13 protein-coding genes are annotated in these 15973 nt (G+C 64.3%); 3 read left to right on the top strand and 10 right to left on the bottom strand.

All coding sequences use genetic code 11. The features are described from left to right. Positions 1-3 precede the first annotated feature (3 nt). Complete coding sequence (locus tag KZO25_RS00500) at positions 4-834, bottom strand: ion transporter (RefSeq protein WP_223135483.1); 831 nt, start codon at positions 832-834, stop codon at positions 4-6. A gap of 245 nt (positions 835-1079) precedes the next feature. Between KZO25_RS00500 and KZO25_RS00495 the strand changes: the two genes are divergently transcribed. After that, entirely contained in the window at positions 1080-1934 is an 855-nt protein-coding gene (locus tag KZO25_RS00495) for an SDR family oxidoreductase (protein ID WP_223135482.1), read from the top strand. Positions 1935-2020: 86 nt separating this feature from the next. Here KZO25_RS00495 and KZO25_RS00490 read toward each other — a convergent pair whose 3' ends face one another. From KZO25_RS00490 to pgi, 6 genes are all read right to left on the bottom strand, one after another. Continuing rightward, a complete protein-coding gene (locus tag KZO25_RS00490; protein ID WP_066445328.1) occupies positions 2021-2278 on the bottom strand; it encodes a TIGR02647 family protein in 258 nt (85 codons plus the stop codon). Positions 2279-2341: 63 nt separating this feature from the next. Beyond that, positions 2342-3568 (bottom strand): phosphoserine phosphatase SerB, encoded by a 1227-nt coding sequence (gene serB / locus KZO25_RS00485; protein WP_223135481.1) that lies wholly within the window; start codon positions 3566-3568, stop codon positions 2342-2344. A gap of 143 nt (positions 3569-3711) precedes the next feature. Beyond that, positions 3712-5967, bottom strand: a complete 2256-nt coding sequence (parC, locus tag KZO25_RS00480; RefSeq protein ID WP_223135480.1) for a DNA topoisomerase IV subunit A — start codon at positions 5965-5967, stop codon at positions 3712-3714. A gap of 169 nt (positions 5968-6136) precedes the next feature. Beyond that, complete coding sequence (parE, locus tag KZO25_RS00475; RefSeq protein WP_114477320.1) at positions 6137-8017, bottom strand: DNA topoisomerase IV subunit B; 1881 nt, start codon at positions 8015-8017, stop codon at positions 6137-6139. Next, a complete protein-coding gene (locus tag KZO25_RS00470; protein WP_223135479.1) occupies positions 8014-8658 on the bottom strand; it encodes a YqiA/YcfP family alpha/beta fold hydrolase in 645 nt (214 codons plus the stop codon). The genes parE and KZO25_RS00470 overlap by 4 nt, the downstream gene beginning before the upstream one ends. Positions 8659-8721: 63 nt before the next feature. Next, a complete protein-coding gene (gene pgi, locus KZO25_RS00465; protein WP_066445316.1) occupies positions 8722-10413 on the bottom strand; it encodes a glucose-6-phosphate isomerase in 1692 nt (563 codons plus the stop codon). 91 nt (positions 10414-10504) lie between these two features. Between pgi and cmoA the strand changes: the two genes are divergently transcribed. Then, the gene (gene cmoA / locus KZO25_RS00460; RefSeq protein WP_066445312.1) at positions 10505-11248 is read left to right on the top strand and encodes a carboxy-S-adenosyl-L-methionine synthase CmoA; all 744 of its coding nucleotides are present in this window, start codon (positions 10505-10507) and stop codon (positions 11246-11248) included. Between the two features lies 1 nt (position 11249). Further along, positions 11250-12242, top strand: coding sequence for a tRNA 5-methoxyuridine(34)/uridine 5-oxyacetic acid(34) synthase CmoB (gene cmoB / locus KZO25_RS00455; RefSeq protein ID WP_223135478.1), 993 nt, complete (start codon positions 11250-11252; stop codon positions 12240-12242). A 98-nt stretch (positions 12243-12340) separates the two neighbouring features. On the opposite strand, the gene KZO25_RS00450 is transcribed toward cmoB, so the two are convergent. The 3 genes from KZO25_RS00450 to chrA all read right to left on the bottom strand — a co-directional run bounded on the left by KZO25_RS00450 (position 12341) and on the right by chrA (position 15867). Further along, positions 12341-13015, bottom strand: coding sequence for a zinc metallopeptidase (locus tag KZO25_RS00450; RefSeq protein ID WP_066445306.1), 675 nt, complete (start codon positions 13013-13015; stop codon positions 12341-12343). Between the two features lie 103 nt (positions 13016-13118). Then, the gene (locus tag KZO25_RS00445; protein WP_262488765.1) at positions 13119-14228 is read right to left on the bottom strand and encodes an App1 family protein; all 1110 of its coding nucleotides are present in this window, start codon (positions 14226-14228) and stop codon (positions 13119-13121) included. A 268-nt stretch (positions 14229-14496) separates the two neighbouring features. After that, on the bottom strand, positions 14497-15867 hold the full coding sequence (gene chrA, locus KZO25_RS00440) for a chromate efflux transporter (protein WP_223135477.1): 1371 nt from the start codon (positions 15865-15867) through the stop codon (positions 14497-14499). Positions 15868-15973: the final 106 nt, after the last annotated feature.

Here is a 15973-nt window from a genome sequence, read left to right as displayed (position 1 = left end):
CGTTTATCCGTCCCTGCGCTCCAGCATCGCCTCCATTCGCGACAGCTGATCGCGAAGCTGCCGTACATCGTTGCGCAGACCATGCAACTCGGCGGCCTCACCCGTTCCACTCTCCAGCTCGATCGCCACGCTCTCCTTCTGCATCACATCCAGGACGATGCCGATCATCATGTTGAGAAAGATGAAGGCGTTGAGAAAGATGAAGGTAAGAAAGAAGATCCAGGCGTAGGGGTAGTGCTCCATAGTCGGGTAAAGCACCGCCGTTGCCCAGCTCTCGAATGTGGCCACCTGGAAGAGGGTCAGCATCGCCAGCGAGATATTGCCCCAGAGCCGCTCGTCCACATCATGGAACAGGAAGCTGCCGATGGCACCGTAGATGTAGAAGATGATGAACATCAACAGCGCCACATAACCCATGCGTGGGATCGACTTGAACAGTGCCGCCATCAGCATGCGCAGTTCGGGGATCATCGATACCAGGCGCAGCACACGGAAGATGCGCAGCAGGCGGGCCAGCAGCACCATTTCCGAATCGTCCATGGGGATCAGGCTGGCGGTGACGATCAGGAAATCGAAGACGTTCCAGCCGTTCCTGAAGAAATCGCGCAGGCGCTTCTCCGCCGCCATCCGGATCAGTATCTCCACCAGGAAGAACACCGTGACAGCCACATCCAGCACCAGCAGCGCCTGCTGGAAACGGGTGACTTCCTCATAGGTCCGCGCGCCGATCAGCAGGGCCGAGAGCACGATGATGGAGATCACCGCGAGTTCAAAAAACTTGTTGGCGCGCAGACGCTCGAAGCGCAGGCGCCAGGTGTCGAAGGAAGCGCTCATGGGTGTGTCAATCTCATGCCAGACTGGGTCTTGAATAGATGGCTGCGGCGTGATCTTACCATGCAGCGGTCGGCGTATACGGGCGGTCATTCTGGCCGCCAGTCATATCGCCAGTCGCCACGCACAGCAACTGACCGCAAATTACTATAACGAAACGATTATTTACGCCATTGCCTTGTGAGAGCCGGCCGGACTCGCCTACGTTCCTAGTACTGGTTCGTGCGAACGGAAAAGGAGTCCCGCACATGAGCGAACAGAAACAGCCTCCCCAGGAGCAGTCATCCCAGCCGGGCGATGAACATGCCATGGCGCCCAGGCCCGAATTCATTCGTCAGAGCTACCGCGGCGCCGACAAGCTCAAGGACAAGGTGGCGATCATTACCGGCGGCGACAGCGGCATTGGTCGCGCCGTTGCCGTGCATTATGCCCGCGAGGGGGCCGATAGCGTGATCGTACACCTGGATGAAGAGACCGATGCACGGGAAACCAAGGCCCTGGTCGAAGCCGAAGGACGCCATTGCCTGGTGCTGAAAGGCGACGTGGGCGAGCCGGATTTTTGCCATGACATCGTCAATGAGACCATGGCGGAATTCGGCAAGGTCAATATCCTGGCACACAACTCAGCCGAGCAGTATGACTGGGATGACATCACTGATATCCCGCCGGAGCAGCTGCAGCGCACCTTCCAGACCAACGTCTTCAGCCACTTCTACCTGACCCAGGCGGCGCTTCCCCATATGCACGAAGGAGACGTGATCATCTGTACCTCTTCGATCAACGCCTTCAAGGGCAACGACACCCTGATCGACTACACCGCCACCAAGGGGGCCATCCAGGGGCTGGTCCGCTCCCTGGCCATGGCACTGGTGGACCGGGGAATCCGGGTCAACGCCGTGGCGCCCGGCCCGGTTTGGACACCGCTGATTCCGGCGAGTTTCCCCGAGGAAAAGGTGGCCAAGTTCGGCGGCCAGGTACCGATGGACCGTGCCGGCCAACCCTCCGAGATGGGCCCCGCCTATGTCTACCTGGCCTGCGAGGAGTCCTCCTACATGAGCGGCCAGACATTGCACCTCAACGGCGGGGTCGTACTCAATACCTGATCCTGTCCGATACCTGAATGCATACCGCACCCGGCCGGGGCTGTTCCAGGCCGGGTGCGAGCCGCCGGCTATTCGGCGGTGTACCGTCAGGTAGTCAGATCGGCCGGATCGAGCAGGCCCAGCAGGTCCTGGGCGTGCTGGGCCGCTTCCCGGCCCAGCGGGGTCATGTAGCCGCCATCGGCCTGTGTCACCAGGCCCTTGGCATAGAGGCGCGCTGCCGCGGCAATGGCCTCGGGGGCGGCGCTGGAGTGAACCTTGATCCCCTCCTGGGTCGTATCCAGGTTGTAGAGACAGAGAATATTGAGCTCTTCGAGTTGCTCGGTAGTGAAACGCGGTTGGGGCATGGCGACCTCCGGTCTGATGGGGTTCTTCGAAGGTAAGCCAGAAAGCCTCCTGGAACCAGCGCTTCAGCGCCTCTCGTCTTCCAGGTCCACCTGTCGATAGCCCATGAGGTAGAGCACGGCATCGATGCCCAGGGTCGAGATCGACTGTCGTGCCTGGCTGCGCACCAGCGGCTTGGCGCGAAAGGCGATGCCCAGCCCCGCGGTGGCCAGCATCTTCAGGTCGTTGGCGCCATCGCCCACGGCGATGGTCTGCTCCAGGGTCAGGCCTTCGCGTTCGGCGATCTCCCGCAGGAGGGCGGCCTTGCGATTGGCATCGAGGATCGGTTCGAGCACCTCGCCGGTCACCTTGCCGTTCTCGATCAGCAGTTCATTGGCATGCACCTCGTCGAAGCCGAGCTTCTCCTGCAGGTGCCTGGCGAAGTAGGTGAAGCCGCCGGACAGGATCACCGTGCGATAGCCCAGCCGCTTGAGGTGGTACATCAGCCGCTCGACGCCATCCATCATCGGCAGGGTATCGGCGATCTCGGCGAGCACGGTCTCGTCGAGGCCCTTGAGCTTGGCCATGCGCTCGCGGAAGCTCTGCTGAAAGTCCAGCTCCCCGCGCATGGCGCGCTCGGTGATCTCGGCCACTTCGTCGTAGACGCCATGGCGGCGCGCCAGCTCGTCGATCACCTCGGCCTTGATCAGGGTCGAATCCATGTCGAAGCAGACCAGGCGGCGATGGCGGCGCCAGATGGAGTCCTCCTGGATGGCGATGTCGACGCCATGCATGGCACCCAGTGCCAGCGCCTTCTCGCGCAGCGCGTCAAGATCCACTTCTTCGCCGCGCAGCCAGCACTCGACGCAGGCGCCCTGGGTGTGGTGATCCCGGGGGACGCCACCGTCCAACGGCTCACGGCCGGAGAGACGGTGAATCAGCTCCACGGTCAGGTCATGCTCGGCGGTCAGCGCTCCCACCTCGGCCAGGATTCCCGCCGGCAGGTGGGGCGCCAGCAGGGTCAGGATCAGCCGCGGTTCGCTGGCCTGGACACTCCAGCGCTGGTAATCCTCGGCGCTGACCTGGATCGCCTGGACCTCGAGGCCCAGGGTGTCACCGGCGGCGCTCAGTGCGCTCTCCAGGTCGCTATCTTGGTCGAGCCCGACCAGCGCCTCCAGCGAGACCATGCCGAAGGTCACGCTCTGGTTGATATCGAGCAGCCGTGCGCCACTGCGCGCCATGGCCTGGCCCAGGCCGGCCAGCTGGCCGGGTCGTGCCGCGCCGGTGGCGCGAATCAGCAGTCGTCGTGTCATGCATGCCTCAGGATACGCTGATAGGACGGCTTTCGGCGCCAGGCCTTCGAGGAAGCGCTGTGAACCCATCCCTGGGCGCTACATTTGCCATCCATGGCAAATGACCTCTTCTTCGACCTGCCCCTGGCCGTCAGGTTATGGCTTTAGTCTGCCGAGCTTTCCAGCCTATCGACCTTCTGCAGGCCACGGGGCAGCTTGCTGCCGCGCCGGCCACGCTCACCACGATAGTAATCCAGTTCGGCGGCCTTGAGCGTCAATTTGCGCTTGCCGGAATGGATCACCAGCGCGGCTCCTGCCGGCAGCAAGGTGATATCGCGAACCAGCTCCTCGCGGCGAGCGGCGCGGGCGCCGGGGATATCGATCATCTTGTTGCCCTTGCCCTTGGCCATCTCGGGCAGTTGGTCGAGCGGGAAGAGCAGCAGGCGCCCTTCGTTGGATACCGCCGCCACGTAGCAGCCCTCCCCCTCCGGCACCTGTACCGGTGGCATTACGCTGCAGCCCTTGGGTACCGAGAGCACCGACTTGCCCGACTTGTTCTTGCCGGTCAGATCTTCGAGGCGCGCCACGAAACCGTAGCCGCCATCGGACGCGAGCAGATAGCGGGTGGTCGGCGGGGCCAGCATGACCCCGGCCATGTGGGCTCCCGCGACGACATTCGCCCGTCCGGTCACCGGCTCGCCCTGGCTCCTGGCGCTGGGCAGGTTGTGGGCCGCCAGGGTATAGGCTCGTCCCGTGTCGTCGAGCAATACCAGCGGCTGATTCGTCTTGCCCCGGGCCACCAGCGCAAAGCTGTCGCCGGACTTGTAGGAGAGCCCTTCGGGGTCGATGTCATGTCCCTTGGCGGCACGAATCCAGCCCTTCTCGGAGAGCACCACGGTGATGGGGTCGGCACCCATCAGCTCGACCTCGGACAGCGCCCGGGATTCCTCACGCTCGACGATCGGCGCACGCCGCGCATCCCCGTGCTCACGCCCCGCCTCGCGGATCTCCTCCTCGATCAGGTCGGTCAGTGCGGCTTCGTTGCCGAGCAGTTCCTGCAGGCGCTTGCGCTCCTCCTCCAGGGCATCCTGCTCGCCACGGATCTTCATCTCCTCGAGCTTGGCCAGGTGGCGCAGGCGCAGCTCGAGTATCGCTTCGGCCTGGCGATCGGTGAGTGCGAAGGCACGCATCAGCTCGGCCTTGGGTTCATCCTCCTCGCGGATGATGCGAATCACCTCGTCGAGATTGAGATAGGCCGCCAGCAGGCCCTCGAGGATGTGCAGCCGGTCTTCCACCTTGCCCAGGCGATGCTCCAGGCGCCGGCGGACCGTGGCGCGGCGAAAACGCAGCCACTCGCCGAGCATGTCGGGCAGCGGCATCACCCGCGGCCGGCCGTCGAGGCCGATGACATTGAGATTGACGCGGATGTTCTTCTCGAGATCGGTGGTGGCGAACAGGTGCGCCATCAGTGCCTCGATATCGACCCGGTTGGAGCGCGGCTCGATCACCAGCCGTGTCGGGTCCTCGTGGGTCGATTCGTCGCGCAGGTCCGCCACCATGGGCAGCTTCTTGGCGTTCATCTGGGCGGCGATCTGCTCCAGGATCTTGGAGCCGCTGACCTGGTAGGGCAGCGCGGTGACAACCACCTTTCCCTCCTCGAGGACGTAGCGTGCCCGCAGCTTCACCGAGCCACGGCCGCACTCGTAGAGTTTGCGCAGGTCGGCACGGGGCGTGATGATCTCAGCCTTGGAGGGGAAATCAGGGGCCGGCAGGAACTCGATCAGGTCCGCCGTGGTGGCATCCGGGTTACGCAGCAGGTGACAGGTGGCCTCGACCACTTCGCTGACGTTGTGCGGCGGTATATCGGTGGCCATGCCCACGGCGATGCCGGTACCGCCGTTGAGCAGCACATGGGGCAGCCGCGCCGGTAGCACCACCGGCTCGTTCATGGTGCCGTCGAAGTTGGGGGTCCAGTCGACGGTGCCCTGGCCCAGTTCGGCGAGCAGCACCTCGGCGAACTTGGACAGCCGCGCCTCGGTGTAGCGCATGGCGGCGAAGGACTTGGGATCGTCGGGGCTACCCCAGTTGCCCTGGCCGTCCACCAGCGGGTAGCGGTAGCTGAACGGCTGGGCCATCAAGACCATCGCCTCGTAGCAGGCGCTGTCGCCGTGGGGATGGAACTTGCCCAGCACATCGCCGACGGTACGCGCCGACTTCTTGTACTTGGCGTTGGCACCCAGCGCCAGCTCGCGCATGGCATAGATGATGCGCCGCTGCACCGGCTTCATGCCGTCGCCGATATGCGGCAGCGCCCGGTCGAGGATCACGTACATCGAGTAGTCGAGGTACGCCTTCTCGGTGTATTCGCGCAGCGAGAGGCGTTCGACGTCGCCCTCCGCCACCTGGATATCCATGGTCATACGATAAGCCCGTGGTCAGGGTTCAGGAATCGTTGTCTGCTACACCCGTGGCTTTTCCGGGGACAGGCCTTCGCGGAGGCGCTGTGGACCCATCCCTGGGCGCTACATTTGCCATCCATGGCAAATGACCTCCGCTGCGGCCTGTCCCCGGCGCCACTCGCCCTTGGTGCTAGACCTCTATGTCCGCTAGGTTGCCATAGTCTTCGAGCCAGCTCTTGCGGTCACCGGCACGTTTCTTCGCCAGCAGCATGTCCATCATCTCCATGGTGCCGTCGCCGACTTCGCGGGTGAGCTGCACCAGGCGCCGGGTCTCCACCGCCATGGTGGTCTCGCGCAGCTGCAGCGGGCTCATCTCGCCCAGCCCCTTGAAGCGCTGCACGTTCACCGTGCCGCGCTTGCCCTCCAGGCGCCGCAGGATCGCCGCCTTCTCGCTCTCGTCCAGGGCATAGTGAACCTCCTTGCCCAGGTCGATGCGGTAGAGCGGCGGCATGGCCACGTAGACATGGCCGGCGTCCACCAGCGTGGGGAAGTGACGCACGAAGAGCGCACACAGCAGGGTGGCGATATGCAGACCGTCGGAGTCCGCATCGGCGAGAATGCAGATCTTGTGGTAGCGCAGCTTGGAGAGATCGTCGCTGCCCGGGTCCATCCCCACCGCCACTGCGATGTCGTGGACCTCCTGGGAGCCGTAGATATCGTGGGACTCGACCTCCCAGGTATTGAGGATCTTGCCGCGCAGCGGCAGGATCGCCTGGGTCTCGCGGTTGCGTGCCTGCTTGGCACTGCCCCCGGCGGAGTCCCCCTCCACCAGGAACAGCTCGCCCTGGGCCGGGTCCTGTCCGGAGCAGTCGGCCAGCTTGCCCGGCAGAGCCGGGCCCGAGGTGACCTTCTTGCGCGCCACCTTCTTGGCGCTCTTCTGGCGCCGCTGGGCGGCGTTGATCACCAGCTCGGCCAGCGCCTCGGCCTGGTCGACGTGGTGGTTGAGCCACAGCGAGAAGGCATCCTTGACCACCCCGGCAACGAAGGCCGCCACGGTGCGCGACGACAGGCGCTCCTTGGTCTGGCCGGCGAACTGGGGATCGAGCATCTTCACCGACAGCACGTAGGAGACGCGCTCCCAGAGATCGTCGGCGGTGAGCTTGACGCCCCGCGGCAGCAGGCTGCGGTATTCGCAGAACTCGCGCAGGGCATCGAGCAGCCCCGAACGCAGGCCATTGACGTGGGTGCCGCCCTGGGGCGTGGGGATCAGGTTGACGTAGCTTTCCATCAGTGGCTCGCCGCCCTCGGGCAGCCACTGGATCGCCCAGTCCACCGCCTGCTCGTCGTCGGCGAAATGGCCGATCAGCGGCGAGGCCGGCAGCACCTCGTAGCCATCGGTGGCCTGGGCCAGGTAGTCGCGCAGGCCATCCTCGTACTGCCAGACGCTCTCGGCACCGTCGGCCTCGACCAGGGTGACCTTCAGCCCCGGGCAGAGCACTGCCTTGGCCCGCAGCAGGTGCTGGAGCCGGCCCATGGCCAGTCGGGGGCTGTCGAAATAGCTGAGGTCGGGCCAGAAGCGCACGATGGTACCCGTGACCCGCTTGGCCACGCTGCCTGTCACCGCCAGCTCCGACACCTTCTCGCCATGCTCGAAGGCCATGGCGTGCCGGCTGCCGTCGCGGAGTACCTCGACTTCAAGGCGGCGCGACAGGGCATTGACCACCGAGACCCCGACCCCGTGCAGGCCACCGGAGAAACGGTAGCTGGACTGGGAGAACTTGCCGCCGGCATGGAGCCGGGTCAGGATCAGTTCGATCCCCGTAACGCCGTGTTCGGGATGCATGTCGATGGGCATACCTCGGCCGTCGTCGCTGACCTCGATGCCGCCATCCTCCAGCAGCCGAACGGTCACTTCCCGGGCATGCCCCTCCAGCGCCTCGTCGACGCTGTTGTCGATCACTTCCTGGATCAGGTGGTTGGGGCGGGTAGTGTCGGTATACATGCCGGGGCGCTTGCGCACCGGGTCGAGGCCGGAGAGTACTTCGATTGAGCTGGCGCTGTACTGTGTCATGCGTCGTCCATATCCAGATCCTGATCGGAAATGCGCCCGGGCTCCAGGCGGTGGCCACCGTGGGCGAGAATCGCTGGAAGATACTCTGCCAGCATGCCGAAGGCATGATCGCCACCGGGGTGCAGTATGGTCCGGGCACCGCGGTAGAGATCGAAGGCGTCCGCCGGGTCGAGGCTCTCGTCGGCCGTCCCCAGCAGCAGCAGATAGCGCTCGGGCGAGACCGACAGCGGTGTCAGGCTCGCCAGTTCCTCGAGGTGGCTCGACTCGATGGCAAAGCGCTCGCCGGTATGCGCGTTGACGAAGACCTCATCGACCCAGCCCGTCACCAGGCGCACCGGCCGCACCGCCGGGTTGATCACTACGGCGGGCAGGTCATGGCGCTCGGCCAGGCAGGTGGCCAGGAACCCACCCATGGAGCTGCCTGCCACCAGCGGATTGGGCCCCAGCTCGCCGAGTCGTGCCTCGGCGAGTCGATAGGCGGCCGCCGGCCGGTGCGGCAGCTGGGGCGTCTCGCAGCGCAGCCCCAATGCCTTGCAGGCCAAGCGCACCAGCGCCGCCTTGGGTGAGCCAACGCCGCTGTTGAAACCATGGAGGTAGAGTACACCGCTGGCACTAGACCTGCGCTTCGGCGCACTCAGCATACCCAAATACCTGTATGCATTGCCAGTTTCACTTTCGTCTCATCGAATGTTTCATCTTCCGCCTCAGCGTTCGTCACGACTCGCATCATCCGCTTCCGCCTGCCAGACGGCCGCGACCAGGGCCCGGGTGGAAGCGTCCATATGTTCGCCACCGGCGTGATTGGCCAGGATCTCCTCGGTCTCGCCAGCGATCTGCTTGCCAAGCTCGACGCCCCACTGATCGAAGGGATTGATCCCCCAGATCGTCGCCTGCACGTACACCTTGTGCTCATACAGCGCGATCAGGGCTCCCAGGGTGGCGGGGGACAGGCGGTCGAGCAGCAGCGTGGTGGAGGGCTGATTGCCCCGGTAGCGCTTGTGGCCGGGTCGTTCTCCCGGCTCGTCGATGGCGTCATCACCCAGCATCAGGAGCCTCGACTGGGCGAAGCAGTTGGCGAGCGTCAGGCGGTGCTGCGACTTGAGATGCTCTCGGGTCTCCGGTTCGGCGACGTCGTCATAGCGCCGCAGCGGGGCGATGAAGTCGCAGACCACCGGCTGGGTGCCCTGGTGCAGCAGCTGGTAGAAGGCGTGCTGCGCGTTGGGGCCAAGCTGCCCCCAGAGCACCGGGCAGGTCGAATAAGCCACCTCGCGGCCATCATGGGTCGCCGACTTGCCGTTGGACTCCATCTCCAGTTGCTCGAGATAGGCGGCGAAATACTCCAGCCGGCCGTCGTAGGGCAGGATCGAGTGGGCACGGATATCAAGGAAGTTGACGTTCCAGATGCCCGCCAGGGCCAGCAGCACCGGCAGGTTGTCGGCGAGAGGCGCTCCGGCGAAATGACGGTCCATGGCATGGGCACCGGCGAGGAAGTCACGGAAGTGAGCCATGCCGACCACCAGGGCGATGGGCAGGCCGATGGCGCCCCATAACGAATAGCGCCCCCCCACCCACTCCCAGAACTCGAGCTGATTGGCCTCGGCTATACCCCATTCGCTCATCTTCTCGGGCTTTGCCGAGACGCCGATGAAATGCTGGCGCATCACCATCGCTTCGTCCACGCCGCCATTACCGTCGCGCACCAGCCGCGACAGCAGCCAGTCACGGGCGGTACGAGCGTTGGAAAGCGTATCGATGGTGGTAAAGGATTTTGAGGAGATCACGAAAAGGGTGGTCTCGGGGTTGAAGCGGCTCAGGTAGTCGACCAGCTGGGAGCCATCCATGGTCGAGGCGAAATGCACATCGATATGGGCGGCATCGGCGGGTCGATAGTCAGCCAGAGCGTGGGTCACCATCAAGGGTCCAAGATCCGACCCACCGACCCCGAGGTTGACCACATCGTGGATCGGATGACCGGTAGCGCCTCGCCACTGGCGAGTGTGAAAGCGCTCTACCATGGCTTCGAGCTTAGCCAGGGTGGCATGCACGCCGGGTACCAGGTCCTCCCCTTCCACCACCAGTGAGGCATCGCTTGGCAAACGTAGCGCCGTGTGAAGGGCTGGTCGATTCTCGCTGACATTGACGCGTTCTCCGGCAAGCAACGCCTCGATGGCTTCCGGGACGCCAGCCTCACGGGCCAGGTCGAGCAGCCGTTCCAAGGTCGCTTCGGACCAGCGCTGCTTGGAGAGATCCAAGGTCAGGCCCGCCGCCTTCCTTGTGAAGGTCCGGCCCCGCTGAGAATCCTCGAACAGCTCATGCAGATGGCGCTTGCGCATCTCTCCCGCATGTCCCGCCAACACTTCCCAAGCGGCCGTCCGATCGATGGGGGAATGGCTCATGTGAATCCTCCGTGTTCATTGTCGTCCATTGATGCAGCCAGCCTACGACACGCGTAACATAGTGGCCAACCTGCACTTTCCGGCATGCCCCATGAGTGATGCATCTTACCGTGACGCGATCTTTTCCACACCCCTGGACCGGGTCGCACGCTTCTCCTTCGATGAACAGGTCGTCGCCTGCTTTCCCGACATGATCCGCCGCTCGGTGCCCGGCTACGGCCAGATCCTGGGGATGCTGGGGCTTATCGCCCAGCGCCACCTGCGCCACGGCGCCCATGTCTATGATCTCGGCTGCTCGCTGGGCGCGGCGAGCCTGGCCCTGGCCGGCCAACTGCCGCCCGATGCCTTCCGGCTCACCGCGGTGGATCTCTCACCGGCCATGGTGGCGCGGGCCCGCGAGACCCTGGCGGCCGAATGTCCCGGTCATGCCATCGAGGTCGCCGAGGGGGACATCCGCACCCTAGACTATCGGCCCTCGGGGATGATCGTACTCAACTTCACCCTGCAGTTCCTTCCCCGCGAAGACCGGGACGCCGTGATCGCCCGGCTCCATGAGGCACTGGAGCCCGGCGGAGTGCTGGTGCTTTCCGAGAAGGTGGTCGACCTGGACGAGCAGGACAACGCCTGGCGCGTGGAGCGCTACCACGACTTCAAGCGCGCCAACGGCTATAGCGACCTGGAGATCAGCCAGAAGCGCAACGCGCTGGAGAACGTGCTGGTACCGGACAGCCTCGATGCCCACCATGACCGCCTCGCCCGGGCCGGCTTCTCGCGTTCGCTGACCTGGTTCCAGTACCTCAACTTCGCCTCCCTGATCGCATTCAAGGAGGCCTGAGGTGGCGATTCCCGTCGAACAGCGGCCGCTCTATCACGCCTTCGTCGACCAGGGCCTGGAGACCTGGCTCGCCCGCCTGCCGGGACAGTTGGCCAAAGGACTCGACCGCAAGCGCTACGGCGACCTGCCGGCCTGGGAGAAGGCTGTCTCCAAGCTGCCCGCCCTGCCCGAGGCGCGCGTCGTCCAGTTGGATGCCGATACCGTCACGGTCGACTGCAACCTTCCCGATTCACAGCGCCGCCAGTGCGAGAACCTGCTCAGAAAGCTGATGCCGTGGCGTAAGGGCCCCTACTCACTGGTCGGCATTCCTATCGACACCGAATGGCGCTCCGACTGGAAATGGCAACGAGTAGCGCCTCACCTGGCCCCTCTGACCGGCCGGCGGGTGCTCGACGTCGGCGGCGGCAGCGGCTACCACGCCTGGCGCATGACCGGCGCGGGGGCTGCCTTCGTGCTGGTGATCGACCCATCGCCGCGCTTCTACTACCAGTTCCAGGCGCTGCGGCACTTCGTCGGAGATGCCGACCAAGGCCGCACTCACTTCCTGCCGGTAGGCATCGAAGACGTACCGGAAGGACTCGGCTTCTTCGACACGGTGTTCTCCATGGGCGTGCTCTATCACCGCCCTTCACCGCTGGAGCACCTGCTGCAGTTGAAGGACACCCTGCGCCCCGGCGGCGAACTGGTGCTGGAAACGCTGGTGGTGCAGGGCGACGAGACCACCGTACTGCTACCCGGCGAGCGCTACGCCGCCATGCCCAACGTCTACTTCCTGCCCTCTTCCAAGGCGCTGTGCCATTGGCTCGAACGCTGCGGGCTCATTAACGTGCGGGTCGTCGACGAAGCCGCCACCACCCTCGACGAGCAGCGCGCCACCGAGTGGATGACCTTCCAGTCGCTGGCCGACTTCCTCGACCCCGAGGACCCGTCAAGGACCCGCGAGGGTTACCCCGCACCGCGCCGGGCGGTGGTCATGGCCAACCGGCCAAGGTAGGTGTGCGGCGCCGGGGACAGGCCGGAGTGGAGGCCCGAGAACCTCTCCGAAACAGCCTCGAGCGGCGCTTATATCTACAATGACCCTGAGCAATCTCCCTAGCGCCTCAGTATCACCAGCCAGCGCCCCAGGTTCAGAATACTCGCCAGCGATGCCGCCACGTAGGTGAAGGCACAGGCGGTCAGCACATGGCGGGCGCCGGGCATGTCGTAGGGCGGGACGTAGTCCTTGAGCAGGGGCAAGGCGCGCTGGAAACTGGCATCGAATTCCACCGGCAGGGTCACCAGGTGAACCAGAGCCGCCGTACCGAAGCTGATCACCGCCATGGCTATGACGATGGCCAGGCCACCGGGAAGTCGGGTAAGGATGAACAGGAAGGGTGCTGCCATCATCAGCAGGGCGCCGATCTTCTCGGCCTTCTGTGCCACGCCCACCAGGCGAGCTCGGGCGATCAGCGGCGCATAGCCCTGATGGTGCTGGATCGCATGCCCCACCTCATGGGCCGCCACCGTCACGGCAGTGAGGGAACGTCCTTCGTAATGATCACGTGAAAGCCGTACCCGCCGCGCTTCTGGGTCGTAATGATCGCCTTGCTCGGTCAGCTCCACCTGAACTCCCTCGACGCCCATCCGCCGCAGCAGGTGTTCGGCCAGCTCGGCGCCGGTACCGGGATAGTCGTCCCGGCCTCGGGAGTGACGTGCCAACACCCACTTGGCCCAGGCATTGGGAAGCAGGAAGATGGCCAGCAGCATGGCGATCAGCAGGACGATCATCGGGGGTCTCACTCCGGCAGGGCAGATCACGGCAGTTCAGGATTAGACCAAGCCTACCAGAGCGGGTTTCACGGTGCAGAGGGAAGCACAGGCAATATCAGCATCAACTCGTCTCTTCGCGGGAATCCCGGCGAACCGCCTGCAAGCCGCTCTCGGAGATAAACCCCCGTTCACAAGCATGCTCCGCCATGGCCATGCTATCGGCAGCAAGCATCAGTTCGCAGTCGGTATGGGCGATCTCCTGACGCAGATCATCGATGGCGCGCTCGCGGTCAGCATGGCTATCGACACGGCGGATGTAGATGGCCTTTACCCGCCCGGGATGCTCCTTGACGATCCGGGTATAGACTTCGGGATCATGCTGACCGCTGTCACCAATCAGTACGCAGGGCAAGTCGTCAAAGAGATCCAGCATTCGGGTTATCAAGGCGTACTTGTGCTCTTCGGCGCGGCGCGGCCAGGGCCTTCGCCAGGTGATCCCCCACTCACGCAGGAACAGGATCGGCCCCACCGGTATGTCATTCATCTGGAAGAACTCCTCGAGCATTTCGTAGATGCTCCAGGGGCCCCGCGAGACATACAGGATCGGGCGGCGAGCCTCTTCACTCTGGCCGACATAGAGCGCCTGATAGAGGGCAGCCACGCCGGGAAATGCGGTACGCTGGTGGGCCGGCTTGACGAACAGCCGGTATAGCATGCGCAGCTTGTCGGCCACGCCGGTATACATCACCGTATCGTCGATATCGCTGATCACCAACAGGTCGGTGTCATCCGGAGGGATATAGACATCGGTGAAGCTGTGGATGGGCTCCGCCCCGTCATGGGTCACGACGTGAAGGTCGGCGCGATGCCAGGAGGTGTTCAGCGGCAGCGGCTCATGCAAGGAGAGCTTCGCGTTGAAATAGCCCTCATGATCTGTGATCACGGTGATGTCGTTGCCACCGAGGGTGACGTGTACCTCCACATCGGGCAACCCTCGCCTGACGATGCGACGCGCCACATCGGCGACATCACGCATGGCGCCATAGCGAGGAATGACACGCCCCAGCCTGGTCTGTCGGAAGACACGCCCCATCAGGAACGCCTCGCGGGTGGAGCCATAGCCACGGTAGGGATGCACCACGGGACCGCCACGGCCTCGGTCGCTCTTCATCGGCCTGGCGATGGCGCGTAGCAGACGACGCAATAGTCTCGACGGCCGTTGGCGAGTCATCAGGCAGCCCCGAACAGGAGGCCACACCGTGATTTCGTCTCGATCTCATTGACCAGCATGATGGCTCTCCTTGTCCTGCCCGTGTCGTCCTGCGCCTGTAGCCCCGTCCTTGCATGCCTGTACTATGTACCTGGCCCTGCCCATAAACCGGAAGGCGTACTGGTCAGTGTGGAGCATTGCGTTCCAAGTTCAAGCAAGACGGCGTCCCGCCACGGTATGTCCTTACAACGCAGCGATTCGCTCGCGCAGGCATCTGTGCAGTGTTTCCCTAACTCAGCAGGGAAAACACCATACCCAGCAGCGCACACGCGCCCAGCACCTTGAGCATGCCCAGCTTGAAACGGAATATCGCCAGCATGGCCCCGGCAGAGAGCAGCAGGGCCAATGGATCCAGGGTGGCCAGGTCGGGAATCAGCAGCCGCAGGCCCGCCCCGCGCCACTCCCCCACTTCGCCGAATACCACATGGATGCCGAACCACACCGCCAGGTTGAGCACCACACCCACCACGGCGGCGGTGATCGCCGTCATCGCGCCGCTCAGGGCGGCATTGTCGCGCAACCGCTCCACGTAGGGCGCACCGAGGAATATCCACAGGAAACAGGGTACGAAGGTCACCCAGGTGGTCAGTACCGCGGCAAAAGTCGCCGCAACCCAGGGGTCCAGGGTGCCGGCGTCGCGAAACGCACCCATGAAGCCGACGAACTGCACCACCTGGATCAGGGGGCCGGGGGTGGTCTCGGCCATGCCCAGCCCGTCGAGCATCTCCCCCGGGGCTAGCCAGCCATAGTTCTGAACCGCCGCCTGGGCCACGTAGCTCAGCACCGCGTAGGCACCGCCGAAGGTGACCACGGCCATCTGGCTGAAGAAGGTGGCGATCTGGGTAAAGACACTGTCGAAGCCCAGCACGGCAATGAGCAGCAGCACCGGGGTGAGCCACAGGGAAAGGAAGGTGGCCGAGACCTTGAGCGACCAGGCCCGATTGACGCGAGCATGATCCGGCAACTGCTCGCCGAGCAGCGACTCACTGTCGGCAAGCCCCTTCTCCCCGTTGGCATCATGGCCGCCCCCTACCTGGAACAGCGGCGAGCCCGCCCGACCACCGAAGTAGCCGATCAGGGCGGCGGTAACGATGATCAGGGGGAAGGCGATATCGAGAAAGAAGATAGCCACGAAGGCCGCGGCGGCAATGCCCAGCATCACGTTGTTCTTCAAGGCCCGCTTGCCGATCCGTACCACGGCGTTGACCACGATGGCCAGTACCGCCGCCTTGAGGCCGAAGAAGAGCCCTTCGACCAGGCCCACGTTGCCCAGTGCCGCATAGAGGTAACTGAGTGCCAGGATGGCAATGAACCCCGGCAGCACGAAGAGAGTGCCCGCCAGAAGGCCACCCCGGGTGCGATGCATCAGCCAGCCGATGTAGATCGCCAGTTGCTGCGCCTCGGGGCCGGGCAGCAGCATGCAGTAGTTCAAGGCGTGCAGGAAACGGTTCTCGCCGATCCACTTCTTCTCTTCCACCAGGATACGGTGCATGACCGCGATCTGCCCCGCGGGTCCGCCGAAGCTCAGCAGAGCGATACGCAGCCAGACATGCACCGCCTCGCGGAAGGGAACATCATGGGGGACGGCGTTGGGTGGCATAAAAATCCCTGGTGCAGGATGGAAAAGCGAATCGACAGCCGAAAAACGAAGCCCCGTATATTAACAGGGCTTCGAAAATAGTATTAGCAGGGCGTCGTAGACAGCA

It is taken from the genome of Halomonas sp. ANAO-440 (assembly GCF_019915905.1).
Lineage (GTDB): Bacteria > Pseudomonadota > Gammaproteobacteria > Pseudomonadales > Halomonadaceae > Halomonas > Halomonas chromatireducens.
This window is presented reverse-complemented; position numbering and strand designations above follow the sequence as displayed.